General features: G+C 39.0%; 10 protein-coding genes. 9 read left to right on the top strand and 1 reads right to left on the bottom strand.

Annotation, left to right across the window (positions count from 1 at the left end):
* The first annotated feature begins 70 nt into the window (after positions 1-70).
* From D0T08_RS13955 to D0T08_RS13945, 3 genes are all read left to right on the top strand, one after another.
* Positions 71-1,411 carry an Nramp family divalent metal transporter gene (locus D0T08_RS13955; RefSeq protein ID WP_116983398.1) on the top strand — a complete coding sequence of 447 codons (1,341 nt, stop codon included), beginning with the start codon at positions 71-73 and terminating at the stop codon, positions 1,409-1,411.
* A gap of 221 nt (positions 1,412-1,632) precedes the next feature.
* Entirely contained in the window at positions 1,633-4,125 is a 2,493-nt protein-coding gene (gene priA, locus D0T08_RS13950; protein ID WP_116983266.1) for a primosomal protein N', read from the top strand.
* Positions 4,126-4,217: 92 nt separating this feature from the next.
* Entirely contained in the window at positions 4,218-6,047 is a 1,830-nt protein-coding gene (locus D0T08_RS13945; RefSeq protein ID WP_310586260.1) for an AMP-dependent synthetase/ligase, read from the top strand.
* 98 nt (positions 6,048-6,145) lie between these two features.
* Here the strand turns inward: D0T08_RS13945 and D0T08_RS13940 are convergent, their stop codons facing one another.
* The gene (locus D0T08_RS13940) at positions 6,146-8,104 is read right to left on the bottom strand and encodes an FAD-dependent oxidoreductase (protein ID WP_116983265.1); all 1,959 of its coding nucleotides are present in this window, start codon (positions 8,102-8,104) and stop codon (positions 6,146-6,148) included.
* A gap of 173 nt (positions 8,105-8,277) precedes the next feature.
* On the opposite strand from D0T08_RS13940, the gene bshC reads away from it, so the two are divergent.
* The 6 genes from bshC (at position 8,278) to D0T08_RS13910 (ending at position 13,541) form a co-directional block, all read left to right on the top strand.
* On the top strand, positions 8,278-9,822 hold the full coding sequence (bshC, locus tag D0T08_RS13935; protein ID WP_116983264.1) for a bacillithiol biosynthesis cysteine-adding enzyme BshC: 1,545 nt from the start codon (positions 8,278-8,280) through the stop codon (positions 9,820-9,822).
* Positions 9,823-9,983: 161 nt separating this feature from the next.
* Complete coding sequence (locus D0T08_RS13930; protein ID WP_116983263.1) at positions 9,984-10,601, top strand: TetR/AcrR family transcriptional regulator; 618 nt, start codon at positions 9,984-9,986, stop codon at positions 10,599-10,601.
* Positions 10,602-10,649: 48 nt separating this feature from the next.
* A complete protein-coding gene (locus tag D0T08_RS13925; RefSeq protein ID WP_116983262.1) occupies positions 10,650-11,084 on the top strand; it encodes a PaaI family thioesterase in 435 nt (144 codons plus the stop codon).
* An 85-nt stretch (positions 11,085-11,169) separates the two neighbouring features.
* Positions 11,170-12,516 carry a TolC family protein gene (locus tag D0T08_RS13920; protein ID WP_116983261.1) on the top strand — a complete coding sequence of 449 codons (1,347 nt, stop codon included), beginning with the start codon at positions 11,170-11,172 and terminating at the stop codon, positions 12,514-12,516.
* A gap of 30 nt (positions 12,517-12,546) precedes the next feature.
* Positions 12,547-12,966, top strand: coding sequence for a DUF3995 domain-containing protein (locus tag D0T08_RS13915; protein WP_116983260.1), 420 nt, complete (start codon positions 12,547-12,549; stop codon positions 12,964-12,966).
* The gene (locus D0T08_RS13910) at positions 12,963-13,541 is read left to right on the top strand and encodes an NAD(P)H-dependent oxidoreductase (RefSeq protein ID WP_116983259.1); all 579 of its coding nucleotides are present in this window, start codon (positions 12,963-12,965) and stop codon (positions 13,539-13,541) included. The genes D0T08_RS13915 and D0T08_RS13910 overlap by 4 nt, the downstream gene beginning before the upstream one ends.
* The last annotated feature ends 11 nt before the right edge of the window (positions 13,542-13,552 follow it).

The following is a 13,552-nucleotide window of genomic DNA, read 5'->3' as shown; positions in this document are numbered from 1 at the left end:
AATAGTTTTGATTTATATATTTTTGTTTTTAATATTGCATGAGTTATAGATTTAGTGTAATATGACCTCTATGAATAAGACTGTATCCATTGAAAAAAATAAAGGATGGAAGAAATCATCAAGTAATGTATCGCTATCAGAAGTACATAGAACTATAGATGTACCGGAATCAGGCGGTTTCTGGAAAAAATTCTCTGCATTCATCGGGCCGGGCCTGATGGTAGCTGTGGGCTATATGGATCCAGGTAACTGGGCAACAGATATTGCCGGAGGTGCCAAGTTTGGTTATACGCTTCTCTCCGTTATTTTAATATCTAATCTCTTTGCCATGCTTTTGCAACATCTTTCCTTAAAATTAGGTATTGCTACAGGCAGAGATTTAGCGCAGGCTTGCCGGGATGCTTATTCAAGACCGGTTTCGTTTGTTTTATGGATTCTGGCAGAAATAGCCATCGCCGCCTGTGATTTGGCCGAAGTAATTGGCGCAGCAGTAGCCTTAAATCTGCTTTTTGGAATTCCATTAACTTATGGGATCGTCATTACAGCCATAGATGTAATCTTCATTCTATTCTTACAGAACAAAGGTTTTCGTATCATTGAAGTAATTGTTGGAGGATTAATTCTGATTATTTTGCTATGTTTTGGCTATGAAATGGTTGTTTCAAATCCTGATTGGTTTGGGGTAGCTAAAGGATTAATACCTAATCAACAAATTGTAGTGAATCCTGAGATGCTTTATATTGCTATCGGGATTTTAGGTGCAACCGTAATGCCACATAACTTATATTTGCATTCAAGCATCGTGCAAACCCGTAAAATTGAGAATACATCTGCGGCCAAAAAGAGTGCTATTAAATTTGCGACAATAGATTCTACAGCTTCTTTGTTTATCGCATTCTTTATCAATGCAGCTATACTGATCATGGCAGCGGCTACGTTCCATTTTTCAGATAATCAGCACATAGCCGATATCACCGATGCCTATCACTTACTTGACCCGATTCTGGGTGTGAAACTGGCAGGTTTATTCTTTGCAGTAGCCTTATTGGCTGCGGGACAAAACTCGACGTTGACAGGTACTCTTGCCGGACAGATAGTAATGGAGGGGTTTCTGAATATCAAACTAAAACCCTGGTTACGCCGATTAATTACTCGCCTTATTGCCATTATACCAGCCTTAATTGTAGCGATTATCTACGGCGAAAGAGGTACTTCTGATTTGCTGGTACTGAGTCAGGTAATTTTGTCACTACAACTAAGCTTTGCCGTAGTGCCTTTGGTAGCCTTTACTTCAAGCAAATTGAAGATGGGTGAATTTGTGAACTCAAACCTGATAAAATATACGTCGTGGGTAGTAGCGGTAATCATAATTTCTTTAAATGCTTATTTGCTTTTTGATACTATTTTTTAAGATTTTTTCTCTATATTTGTAGTAGGTAAGAACAAAATCCTTATCTACTTTTTATCCTTCTTCTATCCTGTTCAATTCTTCAGTGTTTTGAATTAAGTATCTACAATTACTGTTAATTATCTAGGTTTTTAGTAGCTTAGATAGCCCATGAACAACGATTACGCAAATAATCGTTAATAACTATTATGTGCTTGTTTTATTTTTAATCCCATTATCTGAAGATGACAGAAGATACTTTTTCCACTGAAACCACCTACTTTGCTGATGTAATTTTGCCTGTGCCCATTCCACGCATGTTTACTTACCGCGTTCCCCGCCATTTTGCAGCTGATATAAAAATAGGAGCAAGAGTGATTGTACAGTTTGGCCGAAACAGAGTAGTAACTGCCCTAGTGGGGAAAATCCATACCAAACCACCCGAAAAATACCAGGCTAAATATATCCTTGAGTTATTAGATATAGACCCGCTTGTTACGCCCTCACAATTATGGCTTTTTGAGTGGATTGCTGAATATTATATGTGTTGTATCGGAGAGGTGATGAATGTAGCCGTACCCTCAGGGTTAAAAGTAAGTAGTCAGTCAAGAATGCAGTTAAATCCTGATTTTGATCATCCCGAATTACTGGAAGAAAAAGAGATAGAGTTTCTGGAGATTCTGAAAACTCACACTTCTCTTACCTATGATGATGCCATCAAATTTGTGGGTGCAACGAATATCAATCCGATGATTAAATCGCTGATTGGTAAGCATGCCATCATTATGTATGAAGAAGTAAAAGAGAAATATAAGCCGAAAATTGCCAAGAAACTCCGCTTAAAGCGCGTATATGAGGGAAGCGAAGAAGTATTCAACCTCATTGACTCGTTGACCAAATCTCCTAAGCAGCAAACGATCATTATGGAATACCTGAAAAATATTCCTGTCAACGAACTTAGAGAAAGAAATAACCTGGGTGTTGATAAATCTATTTTTACTCAGGGCGAAACTTCCGACTCTGCCTTATCTACACTAATCGATAAAGGTATTCTGGAGCAATTTGAAGTAATTGTCTCTCGCTTTGGTGATGAGGTGCCAGAAGAGCCACTGAAAATTACTCTGACAGATGCCCAACAAGCGGCAAGTGACGAAATCATGCAAAATTTTTCGGAACGCGACATCGTACTATTGCATGGTATCACAGGTAGCGGTAAAACTGAAATCTATATTGATTTAATTCAGAAAGTATTAGATGGAGGCTCACAGGTATTGTATCTATTGCCCGAAATCGCCTTAACAACCCAGATAGTAGTCAGGCTTAAAAGGGTGTTCGGCGATAAAATGGGTGTATATCACTCTAAATTCTCTGATAACGAAAGAGTAGAAGTCTGGAGAGGTATTGTAGAAGGCCGCTACCAGTTTGTGGTAGGCGTACGCTCTGCTATATTTTTACCAATGGACAATCTAGGTCTGGTAATCATTGATGAAGAGCACGAGACTTCTTATAAACAATTTGACCCCGCCCCTCGCTACCATGCCCGCGATGTAGGTATTATGTTGGGCTTAAAACAAGGCGCTAAAATCCTACTGGGCTCTGCAACCCCATCCATCGAAAGTTATTATCAGGCACAAACAGGAAAATATGGCTTAGTAACTATCAATAAGCGTTATGGTGAAGCCCAATTACCTGACATTACACTGGTAGACTTAAAGGCAGAGCGCAAGGCCAAAACCATGAAAAATGATTTTTCCAGCGTATTGTATAATCAGATTCAACAGAACCTGGCTAATAAGGAACAGACCATCATTTTCCAGAATAGACGAGGTTATTCGCCTTACCTAAACTGTCAGGAATGTAACTGGGTCTCTGAATGTCAGCAGTGTGCTGTGAGTTTGACGTATCACATGCACTCAACAGAATTAAGATGCCACTATTGTGGGCATAAGGAAGAAATTCCAAAAGCTTGCCCCGTTTGTGGTTCTGGTAAATTGCGTACCATTGGTTTTGGTACTGAAAAACTGGAAGAAGATTTAAAGGCCATGTTTGATACGGCCCGTGTTACACGCATGGATTTAGATACTACCCGTACCAAAAACGCTTATCAGAACATTATCAGCGAATTTGAACAGGGCGGTACAGACATTCTGGTGGGTACACAAATGATTAGCAAAGGACTTGATTTCGATCAGGTCAGCCTGGTAGGAATATTTGATGCCGACCGTATGATTCATTTCCCTGATTTCAGGGCTGCAGAAAGGGCTTTCCAGATGTTGACACAGGTAAGTGGACGAGCCGGACGGCGCGCAAAAAAGGGTTTGGTATTGATTCAGACGAATGATACACAACAGGCATTATTGCAAAAAGTAGTAGTAAACGATTATATTGGTTACTACACCCATGAAATATCCGAACGCGAAAGCTATTTCTATCCGCCTTTTACGCGAGTGATTTCTATTACGCTCAAACATGAAGAACAGGAAAAAGCCGAGAAAGCTGCTCATTGGTTAGCCGAAAAACTCCTGGAAAAATTGGGTAAAGCAAGAGTATTGGGTCCTGAGAAATCGCTGATTGAGCGTATCCGTAATAAGTTCTTGTTTGATATTATGATAAAGCTTGAAAAAGACAAACTGAATATCAAAGCAGCGAAAGTGTTTTTGAGAGAAATGATCGATGCGCTTCACCAGACAAAAGAGCATAAAGAGGTAGATGTAGTAGTTGATGTAGACGCCGTATAGTATAGGCAAGTTTCTTTCGATTATAAATGGTGAGCCTCACTTGATGCTCACCATTTTGGTCATTCAATAAAAAAAACAATCAGGTTTTTTAGATGTTTGTATTGTCGGGGAATATTTTCTTTACATTTGCCAATATTCAAACGCCTGTTAAAACTATGTCGCAACCAATCAACCGTATATTCGATTTACTACCCGAATCAATTGCCAAGTATAATAAACCCGACGTTTTTGCCTCTAAAATCAAAGGCGAATGGGTAAAGGTTTCTGCCAGTGAGTTTATTGATACCATCAATCAGCTTAGCTATGGCTTTTTAAAACTTGGCGTGAAAAAGGGAGATAAAATTGCCATAATCTCCGAAAGTCGCCCCGAATGGAATATTGTTGACTTTGGAGTTCAGCAAGTGGGTGCTGTGAGTGTGCCACTATACCCGAATATTACGGTTGAAGATTATAAATATATCTTTCAGGATGCCGACATCAGTTATGTTTTTGTTGGGGATGAGGATTTGTTAGAAAAAGCAGAAGAAGCCATAAAGGTAGCTCCATCAGTTAAGGCTATTTATACCTTTGATAAAATTAAAGGAGCCAACCATTGGAAAGATATAACAGATATAGACAGTGAAGAAAATAAATCAAAAGTAGACATTATTAAAAAGTCTATCAAAACCGATGATTTATTGACTTTGATTTATACTTCAGGCACTACCGGCAAGCCTAAAGGAGTAATGCTCACCCATCAGAATATCATCAGTGATTTTGAAGGGTGCAAAGATTATTTCCCTATTGATGCAGACTGTCGTGCATTGAGTTTCCTACCTCTGAATCACGTATATGAGCGTATGGTATTGTATCTATATATGCGTTTAGGTGTATCTATCTATTATGCTCAGAATATGGCTACTATTGCCGAAGACCTGAAAGACGTAAAACCACAAATATTTACCACAGTTCCTCGCCTTCTTGAAAAAGTATATGACAAAATCGTAGCTACCGGATATGGCTTAGAAGGATTTAAACGTCGTATCTTCCTATGGGCATTAGACCTTGGCTTGCAATATGACCCGAATGTCAGTGGTGGCTGGTGGTATAATCAGCAATTAAAATTGGCGCAGAAACTGGTTTTCAGCAAATGGCAGGAAGCCCTTGGCGGAAATATCAGAATGATATGCTCAGGCGCAGCAGCTTTGCAGCCACGTTTAGCAAGAGTTTTCTGGGCGGCTGGTATTCCGGTTTCAGAAGGATATGGTATGACAGAAGCCTCTCCGGTAATTGCAACCAATCGCGTAAAACCTTTGGATTTAAGAATCGGTACAGTAGGCCCTGTGATTGATGGCGGAACGATAAAAATAGCTGAGGACGGCGAAATTCTTTACAAAGGCCCGAACGTAATGGTAGGCTACTATAATTTGCCTGAACTAACCAAAGAAGCCATTGATGCCGATGGCTGGCTGCATACAGGAGATATTGGTACACTAGTAGAAGGTAAATTTCTGAAAATAACCGACCGCAAAAAAGAAATCTTCAAAACATCAGGTGGTAAATACGTAGCGCCACAGGTATTGGAAAACAAAATTAAGGAATCTATTTACGTAGAGCAAATAATGGTAGTAGGCGAGGGACAGAAGTTCCCAGGGGCTTTGATTATCCCAGAGTTTGTTGCCTTGAAAGCATGGTGCAAAGCACAAAATATTCCGTATACTACTGATGCTGAAGTCGTAAAGAATCATGATGTACACAAACTAATCATGGACGAAGTCAATCGCTTCAATAAAGAATTTGCTCCTTATGAGCAAGTAAAGAAAATTGAATTATTGGCCAACCCATGGACGATTGAAAATGGTGAAATAACTCCAACGCTGAAGCCCAAGAGAAAGGTAATTATGAATAAGTATAAGGATTTGATTGAGGGGATGTATGAATAGAACTTCATTATAGTTTTGCCACTATGTACACGATGTTACACAAAGTTTCACAACTGTGCAACATCGTGCATTTTGTGTACATTATGGCAATTTATCATCTACTCATTCTCCGGCATAAACAAAACCGCATCTGCAATTACAGCTCCATCTGCCCCCTGATTGGTGATTTCAAGTGTATTCCCAAATCCTCTTTCAAAGAAAAACTCTCCTACATATAACCAATCACTTTCTGTATTTTGTGGTTTTAACACTACGCTCTTTTTGCCTGAATCAGTCACGATATTAACATTGATTTGGTTCGATAACTGTTCAAAACGGGGGAGATAGACATAAATCTTATACTTCTTTGCAACTCGAATTCCAGGATTATAAATAACAGATTTTTCTTCGGCTCCCTTCGATTCATCTATCAGATAGTTTTTGCCATATCGTCCATAGCCCCTGGGTGCAACAGTCCAGTTGCCGTTTTGTTTTACCTGATAATAATCATTATCAATTAATATTTCCGCCTGATTTTTATTGGCTAATGGATTCATATCTAATTCAAGTTGCAGCTTTTTTACTTCAATCTCATGCAAAATTCTATTCGAATCAATCGCCATACTGGCAGCCACCGCAGCCGATTGACCTAATACCATAAAAACAGGCTCCATCCGGATTGACCCATAGGCAATATGTGTAGCAGACAAACAAATCGGAACCAAAAGATTCGTGCATTCAGTCCTCTTGGGTAGAATAGACCAGTACGAAATCGGATAAGGTGGCAATCCTCCTAAACCCTGTTGCACATCTCCCTCATTCTTTACCATCCCATTTACCACTATCCGTTGGCAATTATGAGAGTCCATCGTATAAGCAGCCATGCCAATACCATCTCCTACCGTTTGCCTGCCTTCACAATGATGCTCAGTCATCACATACTCCCCAATCATCCTTCGGGCCTCTCTCACATACATCTGCGGACTGAAATGATTATTTTCCATATACTCATCTTTCGGATAACCCCATTTCTTCATTTCCTTTCTCAGATGCTCCGGCACTCGTGTATCATTGCCTAAGAAATACAGAAATCCCTTGATATAATCTTCATGTTTTTGCTGAATCTTCTGGCGGGTTGTATAGTCCGCTTCAGGATAATCGTAATTCTCCCCAATCATATCCGTCGAAAAAGGCCCTGAATTATTAATATCTGTTTTCCGGTAAGGCATTGGCTGAATATGCATCAGCGCCCAGTTCAGTTCTTTAGGTTGTTTCTTTTCAATATAGCGCAATAACAATTCATATTTCGAGGCATCATAATTAAGTGGCTTTGTAATAGGAATCTGGTTTTCAAGACTATCTGTCAGGCATAGTCTGAAATTATAGGTTTGTACTTTCTTATCTCCTGACCCTGTTTCTGCCAGTTTTTCATTACTTATGCCCCAAAGCAATCCACTTGCCGGATCGCCTGGTTTTTTATAGGGGTCAATACCATCGGGAAACTGGTGTTTATCTAGTAGTTGTATGCCATTCCACTTTTCATTATAAACATACTTAGCTTCTCTACCTATCGTATAACTTACTCCTGCTTTTGCCATCAGGTCTCCTTCATAAGTGGCATCAATAAAAACCTTTGCCTGAATCCATTGATTTGATTTACCGTTTTCTACCAGAATTTTCTCAATCTTAGTTCCACGTTTTTCAGCCTGCTTTAAATGATGCTGATATAGTATCTCTACATTAGCTTCTTTAATATATTGCTGAAAGGTCTTTTCAGCTACAGATGGCTCAAAGGTCCATTGCTCAAAACGACCGTAATGTTTGCCAATTCTTCTATAAAAATCTCTGGCTATGCCAGTAATGGCGTATTTATTTCCTATGTCTGTTTGCCCAAGTCCACCGGAGGTTAATCCACCTAATCTTTTGGTTGGCTCTATGAGTATTACAGTTTTACCATACATTTTAGCTGTATACGCAGCAATTACCCCAGCTGATGTTCCACCATAAACACAAACATCAACTGATTTAACTTGTGCAACGCAATAACACGATAAGAAGAGTAATAGGAGTATTTTCATAAAAAAATCATATAAGTTCTCAGAATCAGACTTTAATTTCGTTACTTATTTTAAGTAATGCTATAGGTATGATAAAATTTATTCCCTTAAATAATATCCTTTCGATTTAGTATATTTGAAACCTGTCTATTCTTTTTCGTGTTATTGGAAAATAAAGAAATCGCGCCTTACATATGCCCTCGCAAACCTTAGAGTTGAAAGCCGTTGGAGCTTTCCCAAAATTGTTTTTAGATTATATCACAAAAAACGAAACGCTAGCTACTTTTTATAACCAATTTCCTGATATAGAAGGATTCCGAAAAGCTATTCAATCAAGAGTATTTACCCAGAAAAAGCGCCAGATATTGGTCGATGCTTTAGAAAGACAATATGCAACGCTTGACTCCAAACCAGATTTCTCTCCTCTATTAGATGATAAAACCTTTACAGTAACCACAGGGCATCAGTTGAATATTTTTACCGGGCCGCTCTATGTGATTTACAAAATTGTAACCATTATCAATCTGGCCAAAAAACTAAAAGCTGAGTTTCCGGAATATAATTTCTTGCCGGTTTATTGGATGGCAAGTGAAGATCATGATTTTGAGGAGATTTCTGTTTTTAACCTATTCGGCAAAAACTATAAATGGGAAACAACGCAGAAAGGAGCAGTAGGGCGTATGAATCCGGCAGAATTAAGAGCGATTTGTGACCAGATACCCGAAAGAGTAGATTTTTTCCAGAATGCGTATTTAAATCATGGTACTTTGGCTAATGCGGTACGATGTTATATGAGTCATTTGTTTGAGAGCGAGGGCTTGATTTGTTTAGATGCCGACGACGCAGCCCTGAAATCTGTTTTCAGCCCGATTATCAAAGACGACATTCTACACAACACCGCTAGCAAACTCGTTACCGAAACTTCTGAAAAACTTCATACATCAGGCTACCATACCCAAATCACCCCAAGAGAAATTAACTTCTTCTATCTGGAAGACGGTTTGAGAGAAAGAATCATCAAAGGAGATGGCGAATATAAAGTTCTACACACAGACACAACCTTTTCAGAAACCGAAATCCTACAATTGGTAGATAGTAATCCTGAAAGATTCAGCCCGAATGTGGTTTTAAGACCTTTGTATCAGGAAACGATTCTGCCTAATTTGGCTTATATCGGTGGGCCATCAGAAGTGCCTTACTGGCTACAACTGAAAGGTGTATTTGACCATTATCAGGAGCAATTCCCTTTGCTGATGCCGCGTAATTTTGCTTTAGTTGTCAACGATGCCAGCAGAAAGAAGATAGATAAACTGGGGGTTACTACCGAAGAACTCTTTGCTGATGAAGTAACCTTACGCAAAAGCTTCGTAGAAAAGAATTCAAGAAAATCATTGAGCCTTGCTTTCGAGATTGATGAAATCAACGATATTTTTGAGCGTATCCTTAAAAAAGCCCTGATTATAGAAGCCACCATGAAAGGCCCGGTAGAAGCAGTAAAAGCTAAAAGCATTAACTCTTTAGAACATCTCGAAAAACGCATCAAAAGAGCCGAAGAACGCAATCAGGAAGGCTCAGTCAACCAGTTATTAGCTTTGAAAGAGAAATTATTCCCGGGAGGAGGTTTGCAGGAAAGAAAAGAAAATTTCCTGAATTTCTATTTGAACGATAATCTTTTCATCAAAAAGCTATTAGAGACGATGGATCCGCTTGATTATAGCTTTAATGTGATTGAAATATAATTAAATCAAAGCCCATATATGTGGGCTTTTTTATTCCCCATTCCTCTAACCCCTGTAAATCTTACCGTTCATGTATTTTTCAGCAAAAAAATCTCAAATCATTTGTTTTACTGAACACCGTTCATTTTATTTGCAATGTTAATTAACCAAGTTTAGCATAGATGGGTATTACCGAAAGAAAAGAAAGAGAAAAGGCCGAAATGAAGCGACTCATCATGAATGCCGCCCGCAAGCTCTTCATTGAACAAGGGTTTGAAAAAACAAGCATTCGTAATATCGCTGATGAGATAGAGTATAGCCCCGGAACTATTTACTTGTATTATAAAGATAAAAGCGAGTTATTATTTGATTTACATCAGGAGTCTTTTCAAAAACTCATAGAACAGTTTCAGCGCGTATTAAATATCAAAGACCCTTTTGAAAGACTAACAACCATGGGGCGGTATTATATGCAATATGGTTTCGAAAACCCTGAGTTATATGAGTTGATGTTCCTGATGTCATCACCTATAGAAACGATTGAATGTCGGGAGGAAATATGGGAAGATGGACATGTAGCCTTTGATATGCTCCGTCAGATTGTCCGTGAGTGTATAGATGCCGGATACTTTAAAATTGATGATGTAGAGGGCACTTCGATGATGATCTGGGCAAATGTACACGGTTTAGTAACGATTCATTTAAGAAAACGCACAACGATGTTCCGAGAGGGAGAACGAATCCCTCGTTTAGAGCACGCCTATGAGCGATTTGTAGAATTAATTCAGGGAAGAATTTAATATACAGCTATAAAACTAATCTAAGAAAATTCATCAAAACGAAAAAGCATGAATCAGATTGCAGAATTTTTTAAAGCCAATATTGGCAAACATGCCGCAGATATAAGTCCCTCTCACCTGGGCAGATGGTTGAATGGTAAGCTAATAGCAGTAGAAGAGGGTTCGATTACGGTAGAGTTTGTGGTAAGAGAAGAAATGACGAATCCGGTTAATATTCTTCACGGTGGTGCAGCCGCATCCATGATGGACGATGTGATGGGAATGACTGTTTATATGTTGGGGAGAGAGAGTTTTTATACTACCGTCAATCTAAGTATTGATTACCTAGCCCCTGCCAAGGCGGGAGATACCTTGTTGGTAAAATCAAAAATTATCAGAGCGGGCAAGACTGTAATCCATATTGAATGTGGAATCTATACTGCCGACCATAAAATTGTAGCCAAATGTACTTCCAATATGGTGGTTACAGGCGTAAGAATATAATTATTTCCACCCGTCTTCTAAAAGACGGGTTTATTTGGCACTTTTACTTAACACTGTTCATTAATTGAAAAAGCTTCAGTGAAATATGAAAAACCTAATTTTACTCTTAGCACTCACCCCTGTCATCGCTTTTTCTCAGGTTTCTTCGCCTGTTCTCGAATCATACATTCAGGAGGGATTGAAAAATAACCTGGCACTTCAACAGGAGAGCTTAGAAATAGAAAAAGCTCAGGAAAGCATCAAACAGGCAAAAGCAAATTTTTCACCGAAAATTACCTTTGCACCTACTTATACAGTTGCAGCAGGTGGCCGTCGCTTATCATTTCCGGTAGGTGACTTACTGAATCCGGTTTATTCTACCTTGAATAAGCTGACTAATACGAGCAATTTCCCACAGGTGGAGAACGTAAATGAGTTATTAGCCCCTAATAATTTCCACGACACCAAATTCAGTTTTCAGTATCCTATCTACAATACTGACATTCGCTATAATCTGCTTATTCAGCGTGATTTACTGACAGCCCAAGAGGCTAAAAAGCGAATTATTGAAAACGAAGTGCGTTATAATATCACCATTGCTTACTTGCAATACCTGCAAACTTTAGAAGTGGAAAAGATATTTTCAGCCTCTCGTATAGTGTTAAGCGATTTCGTAAAACTGAATGAAAAATTAGTCAATAATAACGTTGCTACCAAAGATGTGATTTACTCTGCTGAGTATGAAGTCAGCAAGCTTGACCAGCAAGTAGCTGTAATGGACAAGAATCGTTACACTGCACAAGCCTATCTCAATTTCTTAATGAATCGTGATTTTATGACTGAAATAATCGCTGATACTGTCTTCCTTGATGCCAATACAAAAGTAAATGTAACTGATGTTCGCCAGCAGTCTATTAATAACCGTCAGGAGATTAGTCAGCTAAAAGCGAATATTCAGGCCAGTGCTTCGGCCATTAAGTTACAGGAAATGAACTCGCTCAGGCCACAGGTCTTCGTGGGAGGAACCACAGGGTTTCAGGGCAATGGCTATACTTTTAAAAATCAGGCTTATATCATTGGTCAGTTAGGTTTAACATGGGATGTTTTTCATGGACATGAAAAGAAATCAAAAATACAACAGGCAAAAATTCAGAAGAGTATTCTGGAAACCAAGCTGGAAGAAGTGCAGAAACAGATTCAATTACAGGTTTCTCAAGCCTATTTTGAATTAGAAGCTGCACAAAAAACATTGCCATCCGCTAAAGACGGTACAGTAAAAGCCGAAAAATATTTCAAAGTGGTTGATAGCCGCTACCGTAATGGTCAAGCCATTCTCGTAGAGTACCTGAGAGCTCAGAATGAAGTGATAACTGCCCAATTGCAGGAGTCTTTGGCCAAGTACGACATTTTGCTGAAAAAAGCCACCTTAGATAAAGTTGCCGCAGTAAGATAATCCCTTATTCATACCTAAACATACCCGAATATGTTTTACGCAATCTTTAATACGAGTATCTTAGGTCTTATTTCTGCTATTCATTTCTATTGGCTTCTGGGTGGTAAATGGGGTGGTGATGCCGTTCTACCTGCCAGTACAGATGGAAAATTAGCTTTGAAACCCCGAATATTCGAAACCCTAGTGGTGGCTCTTGGTTTACTCTTTATGGCACTACTGCATATTGATAAGGTGAGATTGATAGAATTAAACCTACCCTTGTGGATAGACGCTTATGCACTCAGGATTATTGCCTTTATTTTTCTGATCAGGGCTATTGGTGAGTTCCGGTATGTAGGATTTTTCAAGAAAATCAAAAATACGAAGTTTGCCCAATTAGATACCCGATTTTACTCGCCGCTTTGTCTGTTATTAAGTTTAAATGCACTCATAACCTCACTACAAGCATGAAAAAGGTATTACTCATACAAGGGCATCCTGACAGCGAAAGCTTCAACTTTGCGCTATTTGATGCCTACAAAAAAGGACTAGCACAATCAGGAGCAGATATTCAGGAAATTATTATTAATGAACTGGATTTCGACCCAAACCTTCATTTTGGCTATAGGAAGCGTACAGAATTAGAGCCTGATCTGGTGGAATCTATCGAGAAAATAAAATGGGCTGATCATCTGGTATTTTTTTATCCCGTTTGGTGGGGTTCTGTTCCGGCCTTATTAAAAGGTTTTCTTGACAGAGTCTTTCTTCCCGGTTTTGCCTTTAAAAAACGTGAAAACTCGCTTTGGTGGGATAAACTTTTGGTAGGCAAAACAGGCCATATCATTAGTACCCTCGACCAACCAGCCTGGTTCTATTGGTTTCGTTATGGCAGACCCACCTACCATGCCATGAAACAAATGACCTTAGAGTTTTGTGGAATCAAACCTGTGCGCACCACGACCATCGGACCTTTGAGACTTTCAAAAGAGAACTACCGCGAGAATTGGTTGAAAAAAGTAGAACAATTAGGACTTAATCAGAAATAAACAGATTTATA

This window comes from Emticicia sp. C21, assembly GCF_003418935.1.
Lineage (GTDB): Bacteria > Bacteroidota > Bacteroidia > Cytophagales > Spirosomataceae > Emticicia.
The sequence above is the reverse complement of the archived record's forward strand: the minus strand, read 5'-3'. Positions and strand labels throughout refer to the sequence as shown.

What these genes read in the sequence shown, in the direction of transcription:
- D0T08_RS13955 (WP_116983398.1), top strand. Translation starts at nt 71, where the DNA reads ATGAATAAGACTGTATCCATTGAAAAAAATAAAGGATGGAAGAAATCA.
- priA (WP_116983266.1), top strand. Translation starts at nt 1,633, where the DNA reads ATGACAGAAGATACTTTTTCCACTGAAACCACCTACTTTGCTGATGTA.
- D0T08_RS13945 (WP_310586260.1), top strand. Translation starts at nt 4,218, where the DNA reads ATGTTTGTATTGTCGGGGAATATTTTCTTTACATTTGCCAATATTCAA.
- D0T08_RS13940 (WP_116983265.1), bottom strand. Translation starts at nt 8,104, where the DNA reads ATGAAAATACTCCTATTACTCTTCTTATCGTGTTATTGCGTTGCACAA.
- bshC (WP_116983264.1), top strand. Translation starts at nt 8,278, where the DNA reads ATGCCCTCGCAAACCTTAGAGTTGAAAGCCGTTGGAGCTTTCCCAAAA.
- D0T08_RS13930 (WP_116983263.1), top strand. Translation starts at nt 9,984, where the DNA reads ATGGGTATTACCGAAAGAAAAGAAAGAGAAAAGGCCGAAATGAAGCGA.
- D0T08_RS13925 (WP_116983262.1), top strand. Translation starts at nt 10,650, where the DNA reads ATGAATCAGATTGCAGAATTTTTTAAAGCCAATATTGGCAAACATGCC.
- D0T08_RS13920 (WP_116983261.1), top strand. Translation starts at nt 11,170, where the DNA reads ATGAAAAACCTAATTTTACTCTTAGCACTCACCCCTGTCATCGCTTTT.
- D0T08_RS13915 (WP_116983260.1), top strand. Translation starts at nt 12,547, where the DNA reads ATGTTTTACGCAATCTTTAATACGAGTATCTTAGGTCTTATTTCTGCT.
- D0T08_RS13910 (WP_116983259.1), top strand. Translation starts at nt 12,963, where the DNA reads ATGAAAAAGGTATTACTCATACAAGGGCATCCTGACAGCGAAAGCTTC.